This window comes from Nocardioides marinquilinus, from assembly GCF_039543705.1.
Lineage (GTDB): Bacteria > Actinomycetota > Actinomycetes > Propionibacteriales > Nocardioidaceae > Nocardioides > Nocardioides marinquilinus.
Map to the genome: position 1 here is coordinate 722,448 of NZ_BAABKG010000003.1, position 16,217 is coordinate 738,664.

The following is a 16,217-nucleotide window of genomic DNA, read 5'->3' on the forward strand; positions in this document are numbered from 1 at the left end:
TCCGCATCGACCCGTCGGTGGTTGCGGAGGAGCGAAGCGGGGGAGCAACCAGCGACGTGTCGATGCAACGCGTCGAGGACGCAGGGAGCAGACCGGACATGACCGAAGAGCGAGCCGGGGCCGAGCCCACGCCCCCGACGCTCAAGGTCATCAAGGGCGACGCCACCCCCGAGGACATCGCCGCGATCATCGCCGTCCTCGCCGCCACGGGCGCACCCGAGCCGCCGGCACGACGTCCGCGCAGCACGTGGTCGAACCCGGCCCGCCTGCACCGCCACACCCCCGCCCCCGGCCCCGGCGCCTGGCGATCCAGCGCCCTCCCCCGCTGACCCGTCGCTTGTAGGAGACGGGTCGACGAAACTGACGCTGACCCGTCAGACATGTCTGACGGGTCACCGCGCGATCTCGGCTGACCCGTCAGACATGTCCGACGGGTCGGCGGATCGGTAGCGTCGTGGTCGTGCCCCGACTCGTGCTCGCCTCGGCCTCCCCCGCCCGCCTCGCGACGCTGCGCAGCGCCGGGGTCGATCCGGTCGTGGTGGTCTCGGGGGTCGACGAGTCGCAGGTGGACGGCGTCCCGCCCGCCGAGCTGGCGCTGCGGCTGGCCGAGCTGAAGTGCGCGGCGGTGGCCGGGCGCGACGACCTGCGCGCCGAGGCCGGCGCGGACGCGCTCGTGCTGGGCTGCGACTCGGTGCTCGACCTCGACGGCGAGGCGCTCGGCAAGCCGGGCGACCCCGACGAGGCGACCGCCCGGTGGCGGGCGATGCGCGGACGCACCGGCGTGCTGCGCACCGGACACGCGCTCCACGACCTCGCCACCGGCCGCACCGAGAGCCGCTCGGCCGCCACCACCGTGCACTTCGCCGACGTGACCGACGCCGAGATCGCCGCCTACGTCGCCACCGGCGAGCCGCTGCACGTGGCCGGCGCCTTCACCGTCGACGGCCTCGGCGGCGCGTTCGTCACCGGCATCGAGGGCGACCACCACAACGTCGTGGGCGTCTCGCTGCCGCTGCTGCGCGACCTGGTGGGGTCGCTGGGCCACGCGTGGACCGACCTCTGGCAGACGCCGGCCCGACCCTGACGGCTAGCCGGTGAACAGCTGCGAGGCCCGGACGACGGTCTCGACGACGCCGTAGGCCAGCGGCACCGCGACCAGCGTCCACGACGCGATGATCCTCGCCCTCATCTCGTGCTCCTCTCGGGCTCACCGGCGCGCGCCGTCGCGCGGCCGTCGTCCGTGCCGGGCTCGTGGTACTTCTCCGCGACCGGCCGGATCAGCAGGTTGGCCACGAAGCCGACGGCCAGCACGCCGACCATCGTGAGCAGCGCGGGCTGGTAGGCGTCGGCCGTGAGGGTGCCGGGCTCGCCCTGCGCGTCGAGGAACCCGTTGACGATGAACGGTCCCGCGACGCCGGCCGCCGACCACGCCGTCAGCAGCCGGCCGTGGATGGCGCCGACCTGATAGGTGCCGAACAGGTCGCGCAGGTAGGCCGGCACGGTGGCGAACCCGCCGCCGTAGAACGACAGGATCACCGCGGCCAGCAGCACGAACAGCACCGTCGAGGTCGACCCGACGAGGGCGAGCAGCAGGTAGAGCACCAGCCCGACGCCCAGGTAGAGCATGTAGATCGGCTTGCGGCCCACGACGTCGGACGTCGAGGACCACACGAACCGCCCGGCCATGTTGAAGATCGACAGCAGTCCGACGAAGCCGGCGCCGGCCGCCGCGGTGACGGTGGAGGCGTCGCCCTCGCGGAAGAAGTCCTGGATCATCGGCGAGGCCTGCTCGACGATGCCGATGCCCGCGGTCACGTTGCAGAACAGCACCACCCACAGCAGCCAGAACTGCGGCGTGCGGACCGAGGTGGACGCCGAGACCGACGCCGTGGTCACCAGGCTCTTCGCGCGCACCTCCGACGGGTTCCAGCCCTCGGGCTTCCAGTCGTCGGGCGGCACCCGCACCGTGAGCGTGCCGAAGGTCATCAGCACCGCGTAGAAGACGCCGAGCACCAGGAACATCATCGTGATGGCGTGCGCGTCGGCGCTGCTGGTGGTGGCCTTCGCGGGGTCGAAGTCGGAGTCGAAGAAGCTCAGCAGCCGCCCCTCCAGCGGGCCGGCGATGACGGCGCCACCGCCGAAGCCCATGATCGCCATCCCGGTGGCGAGGCCGGGCCGGTCGGGGAACCACTTGATGAGGGTCGAGACCGGCGAGATGTAGCCGATGCCGAGCCCGATGCCGCACACGACGCCGTAGCCGAGGAACAGCAGCCACAGCTGCCCGGTGCTGACACCGAGCGAGGCGATGAGCAGGCCGGAGACGAAGAACACCGTCGAGACCGCCATCGCCGCACGCGGGCCGTTGCGGTCGACCCAGGTGCCGAACGTCATCGACGACAGGCCGAGCATCACGATCGCGAGCGAGAAGATGAACCCGATGGTGGTCTGCTCGACGTCGAAGCGCTCGACCAGCGAGGTCTTGTAGACGCTGGTCGCATAGACCTGCCCGATGCACAGGTGGACGGCGAGCGCTGCGGGCGGGACCAGCCAACGGCTGAACCCCGGCGTGGCCACGATGCGGTCGCGGGCCAGGAACGAGGGAACCACGTCTCACCTCCAAGGTGGCGACAGGCCGGCAGGTGCCGACAGGTGAGGGTCGCCACCCGACGCGCGCCCCCGGCACACCCCGAGGGGGCCGCCGGGTCGGGCGTCGTCCGGACGTCGCCCGCGTCAGGACGCCGCGGCGAGCGGCTCGGGCCCGGGGTCGAGCGGGTCCTTCGGGTCGGTCGCGTCGTCGCGGCCGGCGACCGCCGTGGACGCGTGCGAGCGGCCGGAGTCGGGACCGTCAACCCAGTCGGCGGGCCGGGTGAAGACGAACCGCTTGAACAGCAGGAACCGGGCCCCGAAGGCGAGCACGAGGCCGACCAGGTTGGCCGAGACGTTGTCGGCCAGCGCGTTGTCGAGGCCCAGCACGCGACGGCTGAGCAGCAGGCAGCCCACGGGCAGCGTCATGGCGGCGAGGTTGATGGCCACGTAGGCCGACCAGCCGCCGTCGGCCTGCTGCGGCGGGCGGTGCGGGAAGACCCAGCCGCGGGCGCCCTGGAAGCTGATGACCATGCCCACCAGGTTGGCCGCCACGTAGGCGCTGATCGCCCGGTCGTGCAGCACGGCCTCTCCCACGATCCAGCCGTGCAGCAGCACGTTGAACAGCACGAACGAGACCCACGTGGCCAGCTGCGCGACCGCGAAGAAGCGCCACACCTCACCGAGGATCCGGCGGCGTCGGGCGCTCACCCTCCTAGGGTCGCACAGCGCCGCCCTCGCGGCGGACCGACCCGCGGCGTGGACGGGCGGCAGAGGTCGGTCGGCGAGGACGGCTCAGACGGGCTCGGACGGGCTCAGGCGGGCTCGGGCGGCTTGACCGCGAGCACGGGGCAGGCGGCGTCGAGCAGGATGCGCTGTGCGGCGCTGCCGAGCAGCATCTTGCCGACCGGCGTGCGGCGCCGCATGCCGATCACCAGCAGCGAGGCCTCGACCTCGTGGGCCACCCGCACGACCTCCTCGGCGACGTCCGGCACCAGCGCCTGCCGGACCTCGGTCTCGACGCCGACGCGCGCTCCCTCGTCGGCCAGCCGGCGCTCGAGGTCGGCGCGAGCGTCGGTGGAGAGGTACTTCCGGTCGACGAGGGTGTCGCCGCGGCTCGCGTTGACCACGACGAGCGGCTGGCCCCGCCGCCGCGCCTCGACCAGGCCCGCCTCGAGCGCGACCTCCCCGTACTCGTTGGGCACGTAGCCGACCACGACGGTCATCGCGTCGCCTCCTCACGCTCGTCGGTGGGCTCGGACGGCGCCGTCCGGGAACGGCGGCGCAGGTCGAGCAGCAGCGGCACCACGATCGCGAGCGCCACGATCGCGTAGACGACGAGGGCCAGCGCCTCGTTGAACAGCCCGCTGACCGCGCCGTTGGAGATGTCGAGCGCCTCGCGCATCTTGACCTCCATCAGCGGCCCGATGATGACGCCCAGGATGAGCGGCAGCATCGGGATGCCGAAGCGGCGCACCGCGAACCCGACGGCGCCGAAGGCCAGCAGCAGCCCGATGTCGAAGGGGTTCTGGTCGACGGCGTAGGCGCCCAGCGTGGCGAAGAACAGGATGCCGGCGTACAGCTGCGGCCGCGGGATCTGCAGCAGCTTGGCCCACAACGGCGCCAGCGGCAGGTTGACCACGAGCAGCAGCGCGTTGCCGAGCAGCAGGCTGGCCAGCAGCGTCCAGACGAGCTCGGGCTCGTCGGTCAGCAGCGAGGGCCCCGGCACGATGCCGTAGGTGTTCATCGCGGCCAGCAGGATCGAGGCCGTCGCGGTCACCGGCAGCCCGAGGGCCAGCAGCGGCACGAACATGCCGGCGGCGCTCGCGTTGTTGGCGGCCTCGGGGCCGGCCACGCCCTCGATGGCGCCGTGGCCGAACTCGTCGTGCTTGGCCAGCTTCTTCTCGGTGACGTAGGACAGGAAGGTCGGGGTCTCCGAGCCGCCCGCGGGCAGCGCGCCGAACGGGAAGCCGATGGCGGTGCCGCGCAGCCACGGCCGCCACGAGCGGCGCAGGTCGTCGCGGCTGAGGAACGGCTGGCCCACCGGGATGATGTCGAGCGGCGCCCGGCGCAGGTGGGCCGCGATCCAGGTGGCCTCGCCCACGGCGAACAGCCCGACGGCCACCACGACGATGTCGACGCCGTCGACCAGCTGGGTGATGCCGAGCGTCAGCCGCGCCTGCCCGGTGGAGAGGTCGAGGCCGACCAGGCCGATGGTCAGGCCGATGAACAGCCCGACGAACCCGCGCAGCTTCGAGGAGCCCAGCACGGAGGTCACGAGCACGAGCGAGAGCAGCATGATCGCGAAGTACGACGGTGCGCCGATCTCGACGGCGATGTCGGCGATGATCGGGGCGAAGAAGGCCACCAGCAGCGTGCCGATGGTGCCGGCGATGAACGACCCGATGGCCGCGGTGGCCAGGGCCTGCGCGGCCCGCCCGCGCTTGGCCATCTTGTTGCCCTCGAGGGCGGTCATGACCGAGGCGGACTCGCCGGGGGTGTTGAGCAGGATCGAGGTGGTCGAGCCGCCGTACATCGCGCCGTAGTAGATGCCGGCGAACATGATGAGCGACTGGGTGGGCTCGAGGCCGAAGGTGATGGGCAGCAGCAGCGCCAGCGCCATCGCGGGGCCGATGCCGGGCAGCACCCCGACGAACGTGCCGATCACCACGCCGAGGACGGCGTAGAGCAGGTTGGTCGGGGTGAGGGCGTTGCCGAAGCCGTCGAGCAGCAGGTTGAGGGTGTCCATCAGCGCCTCACAGGATCCCGTCGAGGATCGCCGGCGGCAGCGGCACGTCGAGGACGACGTAGAAGAAGTACCACGAGCCCACCGACAGCACGGCGCCGACGACGACGTCGCGCACCGGTGTGCGGCTGCCCAGCGCCCAGGCGCAGCCGGCGAACAGCGCGGCACCGGTGATCGCCCAGCCGAGCAGGTTGACCAGCAGCATCGCCAGCACCAGGACGCCGACCAGCTTGGCCACCGTCAGCCAGTCGGCGGGCGCGGTGAGGTCGACGTCCTCGCCGCCCTCCGCCTCGGCGACGTCGCCGCGGGCCGTGGCGACCGCGAGGACCACCGACAGCACGACCATCCCGGCGCCGACGGCGTAGGGGAAGACCCGCGGCCCGATCGGGTCGCCGAACCCGACGGTGAGACCGCGGGCGTCGACGATCGTGTAGACGCCGACGACGAGCAGCACCGCGGCCAGCACGTACTGCGCGCGGTCGACCGGGTGCCCGGGTCGGACGTCGTCCTTCCCGGCGGCGCTCACAGCAGCCCCAGGTCGGTGAGGGTGCCCGAGACGCGGTCGTCCTGCTCGCCGAGGAAGGCGTCGAAGTCCTCGCCGGTGCGGAAGTCGTCGGTCCAGCCGTACTGCTCGAGCTGGTCGCGCCACGCCTGGGTGTCGTGCATCTGCTGCAGGTAGCCGATCAGCTCGTCGCGGCGCTCGTCGCTGATGCCGGGCGGCGCCAGGACGCCGCGCCAGTTGAGGAAGACCAGGTCGATGCCGCTCTCGGTGAGCGTCGGCACGTCGGCCAGCGACGCCTGCGGCTGCCGCTCCTCCCCCGAGACGGCGAGCACCTTCAGCGACCCGTCGGCGATCTGTGGCTCGAACTCGCTCAGCCCCGAGAACCCGGCGTCGATCTTGGCGCCGAGCAGCGCGCTGGTCAGTGGCCCGCCGCCGTCGTAGGAGACGTAGTTGACGTCGTTGGGGTCGATGCCGACGGCGTCGGCCAGCTGCATCGGGAAGAGGTAGTCGGGGCCGCCCGGCGACGAGCCCCCGCCGACGGCGATCGAGCCGGGGTCGGCGCTCCAGGCCCGCACCAGGTCGTCGATGGCCGCGAACGGCGAGTCGCCCGGCACGAGCACCCCCTCGGGCTCGCTCATCAGCTGGGCGATCGGCGTCGCGTCGCGCAGCCGCAGGTCGTTGCCGAAGGAGTACAGCGACCCGACGACCCCGAGCCCCACAGTCATCAGCGTGTGCTCGTCGCCGGCGTCGCCGTACATCTCGGTGAAAGCGTTGGTGCCGCCGGCACCCTCGACGTTGTCGACGGTGAAGCTGCCGCCGGTGATGTCGGCATCCTTCATGACCGTGACCGCCGCCCGGCCGGTCTGGTCGTAGCCGCCGCCGGCGGCGTTGGGGATGATCATGAGGATGTCGCGCGAGTCGTCGCCGCGCGTGACCCCGCACCCGGTCGTCGCCGTGGTCGCGGCGCCGCTCAGCAGCGCGATCCCGCCCGCGAGCACGGCGCGGCGGGTCGGTCGGGGCCCCGAGGTGAGGTTCATCACCCCGGAACCTAGCCCTGTTCGCTACTCGACGGGGAGACCCAGACCGCGAGCGATCAGCATCCGCTGAACCTCGGAGGTGCCCTCGCCGACCTCGAGCACCTTGGCGTCGCGGTAGAAGCGGGTGACGGGGTACTCCTCCATGAACCCGTAGCCACCGAAGACCTGGGTGGCGATGCGGGTGGCGGTGACCGCCGACTCGGTGGCGTAGACCTTGGCGACCGCGGCGGCCTGCTTGAAGTCGCGGTAGGGCGCGCCGCCGTCCTTCATGGCCGCGGCGCGGTAGGTCAGCATGCGCGAGGCCTGCAGCATGACCTCGAGGTCGGCGATCTGGAAGGCGACGCCCTGCTTGCGGCCGATGGGGCCGCCGAAGGTCTGGCGCTGGCCGGCGTACTCGACGGCCATGTCGAGGCAGGCCTGGATGCAGCCGACGCTGAGCGCGGAGATCGCGACGCGGCCGTCGTCGAGGGTGGCGAGGAACTGCGCGTAGCCGCGGCCCTGCTCGCCGAGCAGGTTCTCGGCCGGCACCCGGCAGTCCTCGAAGGTCAGCGGGTGGGTGTCGGAGGCGTGCCAGCCGAGCTTGTCGTAGGCCGGCTCGACGGTGAACCCGGGCGTGCCCGCCGGGATCATCAGGGTGCTGATCTCGGCCTTGCCGTTCTCGCGGGTGCCGGTGCGCGCGGTGATGTTGACCAGGCTGGTGATCTCGGAGCCGGAGTTGGTGATGAACTGCTTCGCGCCGTCGACGACCCACTCGTCGCCGACCAGCTCGGCCTTGGTGCGGGTGGCACCGGCGTCGGAGCCGGCGCCCGGCTCGGTGAGCCCGAACCCGGCGAGCGCCTCGCCCGCGACGAGCGCCGGCAGCCAGCGCTCCTTCTGCTCGGTGGTGCCGTAGGTCAGCACGGGGTTGATGCCGAGGCCGACGCCGGCCTGCAGCGTGATGCCCATCGACTGGTCGACGCGCCCGAGCTCCTCGATGGCGACGCAGAGGCTGGTGAAGTCGCCGTCCTCGCCGGCGCCGCCGTACTCCTCGGGCGCGGTGAGCCCGAACAGCCCGAGCTTGCCCATCTGCTGGACGACGTCGACCGGGAAGTGGTGGTCGCGGTCCCACTGGGCGGCGTACGGCGCGATCTCGGACTCGGCGAAGTCGCGGACGCTGCGGCGGAACTCCTCGTGCTCACGGGACAGGTCGAAGCTCATGGCGCCATGCTAGCCCTCCCGGTTAGCGATCGTTAACCTCACGACCTGCACCCCAAGGGGTGGGCATGACGCCGTCCGGCGACGGGAACTGCTGCTCCATGGCCTCCCACCTCTCCCTCGCCGCCATGGCCGCCCTGACCCGCGGCTCCGCGCACCCCGCCGTCCGCGTCGGCAACCGCGCCACCGCGGCCAAGCCTCGCCGCTAGCCGGCGCGCTCACCCCGATGGCCCTCGACGCCTCGCCGCTCGGGCGCGAGCAGTCCGTCGACGAGGACGACGGCCTCCACGGGCTCGCGATCGCGAGCGCCGCACTGGCCGTGGTCATCACCGTCGCGACGTGCCTGGCCCTCCCGGCGACGGCGCTCGCCGCGCTGCAGTACGCCGGCGGAGGCCGCGTCGAGCCGTTCCTCGCGCTGTTCTCCTGGGTGACGGCGGTGGTGGCCGCCGGGGCCCTGCTGCCCGCGTGGATCGTCACCGGTCTGTGGCTGCGGGCCGCGCGCCGCCGCATCGAGCGCCGCGACCAGTGGCACGTCGGCTTCGGCACCACCAGCGGCTTCCTGTGCTGGGTCGTGCCGGTGGTCAACCTCTACTGGCCGCTGCCGATCGTGCGCGAGCTGCACCACACCGCCGTCGACGGCGCTCGCCGGGTCCGGGTCGGCCTGGGCCTGTGGTGGGCCTGCTGGATCGGCGCGTTCATCGCCGGCCGCATCGAGGGTCGCGTCTTCGACGACCAGGGTCGCGGCGACCCCGCCACGGCGACCATCGTGTGGGGCTGCATCGCCACCGCCCTGACGGTGGTGGCGTGCGTGCAGTGGGTCCGCGTCGTGCGCACGACCACCGAGTCCCTCCGCTGACGAGCCGTCGTCCTGCGGGGACGGGTCAGAACATGACCGTCGAGAACCGCGCGGTCTCGACGAACCCGACGCGCTCGTAGGTGCGACGCGCCGGGTGGTTCCACTCGTTGACGTACAGCGAGACCACCGGCGCGATCGTCTCCTGGACGGCGGCCACCACCGCGGCCATGCCGGCCGCGGCCAGGCCCTCGCCCCGCCGGTCGGGCGGCACCCACACGCCCTGGACCTGCGCGGCGCCGGACGACGCGCACGCCACCTCGGCCTTGAAGACCAGGCGGCCGGCGTCGAAGCGGGCGAACGACCAGCCCCGGGCGATGAGCTGGGTGACGCGGGCGCGGTAGAGGTCGGCGCTGCCGCCGGTCTCGGGCGAGACGCCGACCTCCTCGGTGTACATGGCCACGCACGCCGGGTAGACCTCGTCGAGGTCGGCCCGCTCGGTGCGCCGCACCTGCGGGTCGGGCGCGACCTGCGGCGGCCCCGAGATCTCGAGGTGGGGCTGCATCCAGCGGGTCTCGCGCGGTCGGCCCCACGACGCGGCCACGCCGTTCCAGAAGGTGCGCACCGCCTCGTGCGGGCCGACGATCGTGGTGGCCGTGCGGGTGCCCGCCAGCGCCCGCTCGGCGAAGGCGCGGGCGTCGTCCTCGGTGGCCTGCACCGGCACCAGGTTGGCGCCCACGTGGCAGGCGGACACCAGGCGGCCGGCCTCGAAGCGACCCCACATCTCGCCGCCGAGCCAGCGCGGCTCGAGGCGGGTCATGCGGGCCCGGTGCAGGGCGAAGACGTTGACGACGGGGTCGCGCTCGGCCAGTGCGCAGAACTCCTCGAGGTCGGGGACGTCGAGCACCCGGATCCCGTGGCGGCTGGCTGGCACGCCGCCACCCTAGTGCGGTGTCCGCGGCCCCTCGCCGGGCCGGCTCAGCGCACCGGGTGCCCGGCGGTGGCGAGCGCGTCCTTGACCTCGCCGATGCGCAGGGTGCCGAAGTGGAAGACGGTGGCGGCCAGGACGGCGTCGGCGCCCGCCTCGACCGCGGGGGCGAAGTGCTCGGCGGCGCCCGCTCCCCCGCTGGCGATGACCGGGATCGAGACGGCCTCGCGCACGAGCCGGATGACCTCGAGGTCGAAGCCGTCGGCGGTGCCGTCGGCGTCCATGGCGTTGAGCAGGATCTCGCCGGCGCCGAGCTCGGCCGCCCGGGCGGCCCACTCGACCGCGTCGAGGCCGGCGGACTTGCGGCCGCCGTGGGTGGTGACCTCGAAGCCGGAGTCGGTCGCGGCGCCGTCGCGCACGCGGCGGGCGTCGAGGCTGAGCACGAGCACCTGGTTGCCGAACCGGTCGGCGATCTCGGCCACCAGCTCGGGGCGGTGGATGGCGGCGGTGTTGACCGCGACCTTGTCGGCGCCCGCGCGCAGCAGCCGGTCGACGTCCTCGACCGACGAGACGCCCCCGCCCACGCAGAGCGGGATGAAGACCTCCTCGGCGCAGCGCGAGACGACCTCCATCGTGGTGGCGCGGCCCTCGTGGGAGGCGGAGATGTCGAGGAAGGTCAGCTCGTCGGCGCCCTCGGCGTCGTAGGTGCGCGCCAGCTCGACCGGGTCGCCGGCGTCGCGCAGGTCGACGAAGTTGACGCCCTTGACCACCCGCCCCCGGTCGACGTCGAGGCAGGGGATGACGCGGACGGCGAGGCTCACGTCGTCGTCCCCGTGACCTCGCCGCTGCCGCCGCGGGTGAGGGCGAGGGCGTCCTCGAGCGTGAAGCGGCCCTCGTAGAGGGCGGTGCCGGCGATGGCGCCCTCGACGCCGTCGGGCACGAGGTCCATCAGCGCGCGGACGTCGTCGAGCGTGGTGACGCCGCCGGAGGCGACGACGGGGCGGTCGGTGGCGGCGCAGACCTCGCGCAGCAGTGCCAGGTTGGGGCCGGCCAGCATGCCGTCCTTGTTGACGTCGGTGACGACGTAGCGGGCGCAGCCCTCGGCGTCGAGGCGGGCGAGGGTCTCGTAGAGGTCGCCGCCGTCGCGGGTCCAGCCCCGCGCGGCGAGGGTGCGGCCGCGCACGTCGAGGCCGATGGCGATGCGGTCGCCGTGCTCGGCGATGACGCGGGCGCACCACTCGGGCTGCTCGAGCGCGGCGGTGCCGATGTTGACGCGGCGGCAGCCGGTGGCGAGCGCGGCCGCCAGCGACTCGTCGTCGCGGATGCCGCCGCTCATCTCGACGTCGATGTCGAGGGCGCCGACGATCTCGGCCTGCAGGTCGCGGTTGGTGCCGCGGCCGAAGGCGGCGTCGAGGTCGACGAGGTGCAGCCACTCCGCGCCGGCGTCCTGCCAGCGGCGGGCGGCCGCGACCGGGTCGCCGTAGACGCGCTCGGAGCCGGCCACGCCCTGGGCCAGCTGCACGGCGCGGCCCTCGGTGATGTCGACGGCGGGCAGCAGCTGCAGGTAGGGGGTGGTCGGCGTGGCGGTGACGTCATCCATGGAGGGGCCTCTTGCTCATCAGGTGCAGCACGATCGGGGTGGCGAGGAGGCTGAGCAGCAGCACGAGGGCACGGGCGGCCCAGCCGGTGCCGGCCAGCCAGAACATCAGGTTGACGGCGAGCACGAACGCGATCGCCAGTCCGGCGGAGTGACGCCGGCGCGCGGCCAGCGTGCCGCTCTGGCGGGAGTGGGGTCGTGGCAGCCAGCCGGTGAGCCGCTCGACCCGACGGCGACGACGCGCGACCTTCTCGGCCTCGGCGGCCCGGACGGCGGCGGCCGCCGCGGCCTCCCGCTCGCGCTCGGCGCGCCGCCTGGCCCGCTCCCCCGCCGCCATCAGAGGCTCTCCACCCAGTTGCGCAGCAGGGCGGCACCGGCGTCGCCCGACTTCTCGGGGTGGAACTGGGTGGCGGTCAGCGGACCGTTCTCGACGGCCGCCACGAACCGGTCGCCGCCGTGGCTGCTCCAGGTGACCAGTGGGGCGCGGGTGCGGTCGTTGGTCTGCAGGGTCCAGTCGCGCACGCCGTAGGAGTGCACGAAGTAGAACCGCTCGTGCTCGACGCCGGCGAACAGCGCGGTGCCCTCGGGCGCCTCGACGGTGTTCCAGCCCATGTGCGGCACCACGGGCGCCTGCAGGCGCTCGACGACGCCCGGCCACTGGTCGCAGCCGTCGGTCTCGACGCCGTGCTCGACGCCGCGCTCGAACAGCACCTGCATGCCGACGCAGATGCCGAGCACCGGGCGGCCGCCCGCGAGCCGCCGTCCGACCAGCCGGTCGCCCCTGACCGCGCGCAGCCCGGCCATGCAGGCCGCGTAGGCGCCGACGCCCGGCACGACGAGTCCGTCGGCGTCGAGCCCGGCCTGGAAGTCGGCGGTGAGGGTGACCGCGGCGCCGGCGCGCTCGAGGGCGCGCACGGCCGAGCGCAGGTTGCCGGAGCCGTAGTCGAGGACGACGACCGCAGCCGTCACAGAGTTCCCTTGGTCGAGGGCACGCCGGTCTCGCGCGGGTCGAGGGCCACGGCGTCGCGCAGCGCGCGGGCGACGGCCTTGAACTGCGTCTCGACGATGTGGTGCGGCTCGCGGCCGGCCAGCACCCGCACGTGCAGGGCGAGGTGGCCGTGGAAGGCGAGGGTCTCGAGCACGTGGCGGGTCAGCGAGCCGAGGTAGGGCACGCTGCCGGGCGTGCCGCCGCCGATGGCGACGTACTGCTGGCCCTCGGGCTCACCGGTGTGCACGCAGTAGGGCCGGCCCGAGACGTCGACGACGGCCTGCACGAGCGCCTCGTCGAGCGGCACAGTGGCGTCGCCGAACCGGCGGATGCCGGCCTTGTCGCCCAGCGCCTGGCGCAGCGCCTGGCCGATGGCGATGGCGGTGTCCTCGACGGTGTGGTGGGCGTCGATGTGCACGTCGCCCTCGGTGCGGGCGACGAGGTCGATGAGCGAGTGGCGCGACAGCGCGGTGAGCATGTGGTCGTAGAAGCCGACCCCCGTGCTGATGTCGTGGCGGCCGGTGCCGTCGAGGTCGAGCTCGACGAGCACCGTGCTCTCGCTGGTCTGCCGCTCGACGCGGGCGGTGCGGGTCTGCCGGTCGGTGCTGGTCATCGCTGCTCCTCCTTGAGCACCACGAGCAGTGCCTCCTTGAACGACGTCATCTCCTGCGGCGTGCCGATCGAGACCCGCAGCCACCCGTCGGGGCCGGTCTCGCGCACCAGCACGCCGCGGTCGAGCAGGCCCTGCCAGACCGCGTGGCGGTCGGCGAGGCGGCCGAAGAACGCGAAGTTGGCGTCGGAGTCGGCCACCTCGAGCCCCTGGTCGCGCAGCCAGGCCACCGTGTCGTCGCGCTCGGCGCGCAGGGCGTCGACCCGCCCGAGCAGCTCGGGGGCGTGGCGCAGCGCAGCCAGCGCCACGGCCTGCGTGACCGCCGACAGGTGGTAGGGCAGCCGCACGACGCGGACGGCGTCGCAGATCGCCGGGTCGGCGGCCAGGTAGCCCAGCCGCAGGCCGGCCGCGGCGAAGGCCTTGCTCATCGTGCGGGTGACCACGAGGTTGCGGTGCTCGCCGAGCAGGGCGAGGGCGGACGGCGTCCCGGCGCGCCGGAACTCGCCGTAGGCCTCGTCGACCACCACGACGCCGTCGTCGCCGACCGCCTCGCACAGCGCGGTGACCGTGGCCTGCGGCAGCGCCGTGCCCGTCGGGTTGTTGGGCGAGGGCAGCAGCACGACCGAGGGTCGCTCGGCCGCCACCAGGGCGCAGGCGGCGTCGACGTCGACGGAGAACTCGTCGTCACGCCGTCCGGTGACCCAGCGGGTGCTCGTGTCGCGGGCGTACTCGGGGTACATCGAGTACGTCGGCGCGAAGCTGAGCGCGGTGCGGCCCGGTCCGCCGAAGGCCTGCAGCAGCTGCAGCATCACCTCGTTGGAGCCGTTGGCCGCCCACACCTGCTCGGCCGTCACCCGGGCCCCGCCGTCGGCGGTGAGGTAGTCGGCCAGGCGCTCGCGCAGCTCGACGTGCTCGCGGTCGGGGTAGCGGTTCAGCCGCGTCGCCGCCTCGGCAACCGCGGTCGCGACGTCGGCCACCACCGCCTCGGACGGCGCGTACGGGTTCTCGTTGACGTTGAGCTGCACCGGCGCCTGCTGCAGGCTCAGCTGCGGCGCGCCGTAGGGCTCCAGGCCCCGCAGCTCGTCGCGCAGGGGCGGGAAGGTCATCGTGCGGCGTCCGGGAAGCGGGCCCGCACCGCGGCGCCGTGCCCGGGCAGGTCCTCGGCCTCGGCGAGCGCGACGACGTGACCGGCCACCTCGCCGAGCGCCTCGTGCGAGTACTCCACGACGTGCTGGGAACGGATGAAGGCACGCACCGACAGCCCGGAGGAGTGGCAGGCGCAGCCGCCCGTGGGCAGCACGTGGTTCGACCCGGCGCAGTAGTCGCCGAGGCTGACCGGGGTGTGCGGCCCGACGAAGACCGCGCCGGCGTTGCGCACCCGGGCGGCCCAGGCGGCGGCGTCCACGGTCTGGATCTCGAGGTGCTCGGCCGCGTGCGCGTCGACCACCCTCAGGCCCTGCTCGAGGTCGTCGACCAGCACGATGCCCGATTGCACGCCGCCCAGCGAGGTGAGGATGCGCTCGGTGTGCCTGGTGGCGTGCACCTGCTTGTCGAGCTCGCGCTCGACCTCGTCGGCCAGCCGCTCCGACGGCGTCACCAGCACCGACGAGGCCAGCGGGTCGTGCTCGGCCTGGCTCACCAGGTCGGCGGCGACGTGGGCGGCGTCGGCGGTGTCATCGGCCAGGACAGCGATCTCGGTGGGCCCGGCCTCGGAGTCGACGCCGATGCGGCCGCGCAGCAGCCGCTTGGCGGTGGTGACGTAGATGTTGCCGGGACCGGTGACGAGGTCGACCTTCGCGCACGGGCCGACGCCGTAGGCGAACATCGCGATCGCCTGGGCGCCGCCGACGGTGTAGACCTCGTCGACGCCGAGCAGCGCGCACGCGGCGAGGATGCTCGGGTGCGGCAGGCCGCCGTGGTCCTTCTGTGGCGGGCTGGCCAGGGCGATGGCGCCGACGCCGGCGGTCTGCGCCGGGACGGCGTTCATCACGACCGAGCTGAGCAGCGGCGCGAGGCCGCCGGGCACGTAGAGGCCGACACGCTCCATCGGCACCTTGCGGTGCACCACGCGTGCCCCGGGCGCGACGTCGGTGACGACGTCGTGCTCGAGCTCGGCGGCACAGGTCAGGCGCAGCCGGCGGATCGACTCCTCCAGGCCGGCGCGGACGGCGGGGTCGAGCCCGGCCAGGGCGTCGTCCAGCGCCTGCTGCGGCACGCGGACGTCGTCGGAGCGGACGCCGTCGAAGCGCTCGTTGTAGTCGAGCACCGCCTCGAGGCCGCGGGTGCGGACCGCCTCGCAGATCTCATGCACCGCCGGCACCGCCGCCTCGACGTCGAAGTCGGCGCGCGGCACCACCGAGCGGTAGTCGTCGAGCGACTCCAGCTCGGTGCCGCGCAGGTCGATGCGCCGGATCATGTCGCTGATCCTACGAAGGGCCCGCGGCGAGCACCCCATCGCGAGCGCAGCGTGGACGCCGTGCGCCCACCCGACGATCACCCGACGACCACCCGACGACCACCCGACGGCCCGCCCGACGGGTGGTCGGCGGTGGCATAGGTTGGCAGCGTGAGCGAGCAGCTGCCGATGTTCCCCCTGGGCTCGGTGCTCTTCCCCGGCCTCAGCGTGCCGCTGCGGGTCTTCGAGGACCGCTACCGCGCGCTGGTGCACCACCTGCTGCGGGTCGAGGACCCGGCCGAGCGGTTCTTCGGCTCCGTCGGCATCCGCGAGGGCTACGAGGTCGGCGAGCACGGCGCGCAGTCGCTGTTCCGCGTCGGCTGCAAGGTGCTGCTCACCGAGGTCGAGTCGCACGCCGACGGCACCTTCGACGTGGTGGCCGTCGGCGTCAGCCGCATCCAGCTCGACCGCCTCGACACCTCCGGCCCGTTCCCCGTCGGCCACGTCACCGAGCGGCCCGAGCCCGAGGGGCACGTGCCGGACGACGTCCTCGAGCGCGCCCGGGCCGTCTTCACCGCCTACCGCCAGGTGCTCGCCGACATCCGCGCCGACCCCTACGAGGGCACGCTCCCCCGCGACCCCGGCTACCTGTCGTGGACCCTCGCCGCCTGCGCCCCGCTCCCCCTCCACGAGCGGCAGGCGCTGCTCGAGGCCGACGACGCCTCCGAACGCCTCACCCTCGTCACCTCGCTGCTGCGCTCCGAGCTGCGCGCGATGAACGTCATCCCCTCGCTGCCCGCCACCGAGGTCGCCCGCACCCGCTGGTCACCCAACTGAGCTGTCT

21 protein-coding genes are annotated in these 16,217 nt (G+C 73.5%); 5 read left to right on the forward strand and 16 right to left on the reverse strand.

All coding sequences use genetic code 11. The features are described 5' to 3' along the window. The first annotated feature begins 98 nt into the window (after window positions 1–98). Together ABEA04_RS14570 and ABEA04_RS14575 are read left to right on the forward strand one after the other, a co-directional pair. Entirely contained in the window at window positions 99–329 is a 231-nt protein-coding gene (locus tag ABEA04_RS14570; protein ID WP_345459851.1) for an acyl-CoA carboxylase subunit epsilon, read from the forward strand. 131 nt (window positions 330–460) lie between these two features. After that, on the forward strand, window positions 461–1,084 hold the full coding sequence (locus tag ABEA04_RS14575) for a Maf family protein (protein ID WP_345459854.1): 624 nt from the start codon (window positions 461–463) through the stop codon (window positions 1,082–1,084). Window positions 1,085–1,087: 3 nt separating this feature from the next. Here ABEA04_RS14575 and ABEA04_RS23015 read toward each other — a convergent pair whose 3' ends face one another. The 8 genes from ABEA04_RS23015 to ABEA04_RS14610 all read right to left on the reverse strand — a co-directional run bounded on the left by ABEA04_RS23015 (window position 1,088) and on the right by ABEA04_RS14610 (window position 8,065). Next, window positions 1,088–1,189 (reverse strand): MFS transporter small subunit, encoded by a 102-nt coding sequence (locus ABEA04_RS23015; protein WP_425577033.1) that lies wholly within the window; start codon window positions 1,187–1,189, stop codon window positions 1,088–1,090. Further along, window positions 1,186–2,607: an OFA family MFS transporter gene (locus tag ABEA04_RS14580; protein WP_345459857.1), complete on the reverse strand. Its 1,422-nt coding sequence runs from the start codon at window positions 2,605–2,607 to the stop codon at window positions 1,186–1,188. Before ABEA04_RS14580 ends, ABEA04_RS23015 begins: the two co-directional genes overlap by 4 nt. A 123-nt stretch (window positions 2,608–2,730) precedes the next feature. Next, window positions 2,731–3,294, reverse strand: coding sequence for a GtrA family protein (locus ABEA04_RS14585; protein WP_345459859.1), 564 nt, complete (start codon window positions 3,292–3,294; stop codon window positions 2,731–2,733). Window positions 3,295–3,398: 104 nt separating this feature from the next. Beyond that, the gene (locus ABEA04_RS14590; protein WP_345459862.1) at window positions 3,399–3,809 is read right to left on the reverse strand and encodes a universal stress protein; all 411 of its coding nucleotides are present in this window, start codon (window positions 3,807–3,809) and stop codon (window positions 3,399–3,401) included. Next, window positions 3,806–5,332 (reverse strand): tripartite tricarboxylate transporter permease, encoded by a 1,527-nt coding sequence (locus tag ABEA04_RS14595; RefSeq protein ID WP_345459865.1) that lies wholly within the window; start codon window positions 5,330–5,332, stop codon window positions 3,806–3,808. The genes ABEA04_RS14590 and ABEA04_RS14595 overlap by 4 nt, the downstream gene beginning before the upstream one ends. A 7-nt stretch (window positions 5,333–5,339) precedes the next feature. Then, window positions 5,340–5,855 (reverse strand): tripartite tricarboxylate transporter TctB family protein, encoded by a 516-nt coding sequence (locus ABEA04_RS14600; RefSeq protein ID WP_345459868.1) that lies wholly within the window; start codon window positions 5,853–5,855, stop codon window positions 5,340–5,342. After that, window positions 5,852–6,868: a Bug family tripartite tricarboxylate transporter substrate binding protein gene (locus ABEA04_RS14605; protein WP_345459871.1), complete on the reverse strand. Its 1,017-nt coding sequence runs from the start codon at window positions 6,866–6,868 to the stop codon at window positions 5,852–5,854. The genes ABEA04_RS14600 and ABEA04_RS14605 overlap by 4 nt, the downstream gene beginning before the upstream one ends. A gap of 24 nt (window positions 6,869–6,892) precedes the next feature. Further along, the gene (locus tag ABEA04_RS14610) at window positions 6,893–8,065 is read right to left on the reverse strand and encodes an acyl-CoA dehydrogenase family protein (protein ID WP_345459874.1); all 1,173 of its coding nucleotides are present in this window, start codon (window positions 8,063–8,065) and stop codon (window positions 6,893–6,895) included. Between the two features lie 65 nt (window positions 8,066–8,130). On the opposite strand from ABEA04_RS14610, the gene ABEA04_RS14615 reads away from it, so the two are divergent. Together ABEA04_RS14615 and ABEA04_RS14620 are read left to right on the forward strand one after the other, a co-directional pair. Further along, window positions 8,131–8,271 carry a hypothetical protein gene (locus tag ABEA04_RS14615; RefSeq protein WP_345459877.1) on the forward strand — a complete coding sequence of 47 codons (141 nt, stop codon included), beginning with the start codon at window positions 8,131–8,133 and terminating at the stop codon, window positions 8,269–8,271. A 17-nt stretch (window positions 8,272–8,288) separates the two neighbouring features. Next, the gene (locus ABEA04_RS14620; RefSeq protein WP_345459880.1) at window positions 8,289–8,918 is read left to right on the forward strand and encodes a DUF4328 domain-containing protein; all 630 of its coding nucleotides are present in this window, start codon (window positions 8,289–8,291) and stop codon (window positions 8,916–8,918) included. Between the two features lie 25 nt (window positions 8,919–8,943). Here the strand turns inward: ABEA04_RS14620 and ABEA04_RS14625 are convergent, their stop codons facing one another. From ABEA04_RS14625 to hisD, 8 genes are read right to left on the reverse strand one after another with little or no spacing between them, the layout of a single operon-like run. Next, on the reverse strand, window positions 8,944–9,789 hold the full coding sequence (locus tag ABEA04_RS14625) for a GNAT family N-acetyltransferase (RefSeq protein ID WP_345459883.1): 846 nt from the start codon (window positions 9,787–9,789) through the stop codon (window positions 8,944–8,946). 44 nt (window positions 9,790–9,833) lie between these two features. Further along, window positions 9,834–10,604 carry an imidazole glycerol phosphate synthase subunit HisF gene (gene hisF, locus ABEA04_RS14630; protein WP_345459885.1) on the reverse strand — a complete coding sequence of 257 codons (771 nt, stop codon included), beginning with the start codon at window positions 10,602–10,604 and terminating at the stop codon, window positions 9,834–9,836. After that, window positions 10,601–11,383, reverse strand: coding sequence for a bifunctional 1-(5-phosphoribosyl)-5-((5-phosphoribosylamino)methylideneamino)imidazole-4-carboxamide isomerase/phosphoribosylanthranilate isomerase PriA (priA, locus tag ABEA04_RS14635; protein ID WP_345459887.1), 783 nt, complete (start codon window positions 11,381–11,383; stop codon window positions 10,601–10,603). Before priA ends, hisF begins: the two co-directional genes overlap by 4 nt. Next, window positions 11,376–11,717 carry a hypothetical protein gene (locus ABEA04_RS14640; protein ID WP_345459890.1) on the reverse strand — a complete coding sequence of 114 codons (342 nt, stop codon included), beginning with the start codon at window positions 11,715–11,717 and terminating at the stop codon, window positions 11,376–11,378. Before ABEA04_RS14640 ends, priA begins: the two co-directional genes overlap by 8 nt. Next, entirely contained in the window at window positions 11,717–12,349 is a 633-nt protein-coding gene (gene hisH, locus ABEA04_RS14645) for an imidazole glycerol phosphate synthase subunit HisH (protein WP_345459892.1), read from the reverse strand. Before hisH ends, ABEA04_RS14640 begins: the two co-directional genes overlap by 1 nt. Further along, the gene (gene hisB, locus ABEA04_RS14650) at window positions 12,346–12,981 is read right to left on the reverse strand and encodes an imidazoleglycerol-phosphate dehydratase HisB (RefSeq protein WP_345459895.1); all 636 of its coding nucleotides are present in this window, start codon (window positions 12,979–12,981) and stop codon (window positions 12,346–12,348) included. Before hisB ends, hisH begins: the two co-directional genes overlap by 4 nt. Further along, a complete protein-coding gene (locus ABEA04_RS14655; protein ID WP_345459898.1) occupies window positions 12,978–14,084 on the reverse strand; it encodes a histidinol-phosphate transaminase in 1,107 nt (368 codons plus the stop codon). The genes hisB and ABEA04_RS14655 overlap by 4 nt, the downstream gene beginning before the upstream one ends. Then, window positions 14,081–15,394, reverse strand: a complete 1,314-nt coding sequence (gene hisD / locus ABEA04_RS14660; protein WP_345459901.1) for a histidinol dehydrogenase — start codon at window positions 15,392–15,394, stop codon at window positions 14,081–14,083. Before hisD ends, ABEA04_RS14655 begins: the two co-directional genes overlap by 4 nt. Before the next feature lie 150 nt (window positions 15,395–15,544). On the opposite strand from hisD, the gene ABEA04_RS14665 reads away from it, so the two are divergent. Continuing rightward, window positions 15,545–16,210, forward strand: coding sequence for an LON peptidase substrate-binding domain-containing protein (locus ABEA04_RS14665; RefSeq protein WP_345459904.1), 666 nt, complete (start codon window positions 15,545–15,547; stop codon window positions 16,208–16,210). The last annotated feature ends 7 nt before the right edge of the window (window positions 16,211–16,217 follow it).

What these genes read in the sequence shown, in the direction of transcription:
- hisB (WP_345459895.1), bottom strand. Translation starts at nt 12,981, where the DNA reads ATGACCAGCACCGACCGGCAGACCCGCACCGCCCGCGTCGAGCGGCAG.
- ABEA04_RS14615 (WP_345459877.1), top strand. Translation starts at nt 8,131, where the DNA reads ATGACGCCGTCCGGCGACGGGAACTGCTGCTCCATGGCCTCCCACCTC.
- priA (WP_345459887.1), bottom strand. Translation starts at nt 11,383, where the DNA reads ATGGATGACGTCACCGCCACGCCGACCACCCCCTACCTGCAGCTGCTG.
- ABEA04_RS14640 (WP_345459890.1), bottom strand. Translation starts at nt 11,717, where the DNA reads ATGGCGGCGGGGGAGCGGGCCAGGCGGCGCGCCGAGCGCGAGCGGGAG.
- ABEA04_RS14595 (WP_345459865.1), bottom strand. Translation starts at nt 5,332, where the DNA reads ATGGACACCCTCAACCTGCTGCTCGACGGCTTCGGCAACGCCCTCACC.
- ABEA04_RS14590 (WP_345459862.1), bottom strand. Translation starts at nt 3,809, where the DNA reads ATGACCGTCGTGGTCGGCTACGTGCCCAACGAGTACGGGGAGGTCGCG.
- ABEA04_RS23015 (WP_425577033.1), bottom strand. Translation starts at nt 1,189, where the DNA reads ATGAGGGCGAGGATCATCGCGTCGTGGACGCTGGTCGCGGTGCCGCTG.
- ABEA04_RS14655 (WP_345459898.1), bottom strand. Translation starts at nt 14,084, where the DNA reads ATGACCTTCCCGCCCCTGCGCGACGAGCTGCGGGGCCTGGAGCCCTAC.
- ABEA04_RS14610 (WP_345459874.1), bottom strand. Translation starts at nt 8,065, where the DNA reads ATGAGCTTCGACCTGTCCCGTGAGCACGAGGAGTTCCGCCGCAGCGTC.
- ABEA04_RS14605 (WP_345459871.1), bottom strand. Translation starts at nt 6,868, where the DNA reads ATGAACCTCACCTCGGGGCCCCGACCGACCCGCCGCGCCGTGCTCGCG.
- hisD (WP_345459901.1), bottom strand. Translation starts at nt 15,394, where the DNA reads ATGATCCGGCGCATCGACCTGCGCGGCACCGAGCTGGAGTCGCTCGAC.
- ABEA04_RS14570 (WP_345459851.1), top strand. Translation starts at nt 99, where the DNA reads ATGACCGAAGAGCGAGCCGGGGCCGAGCCCACGCCCCCGACGCTCAAG.
- ABEA04_RS14620 (WP_345459880.1), top strand. Translation starts at nt 8,289, where the DNA reads ATGGCCCTCGACGCCTCGCCGCTCGGGCGCGAGCAGTCCGTCGACGAG.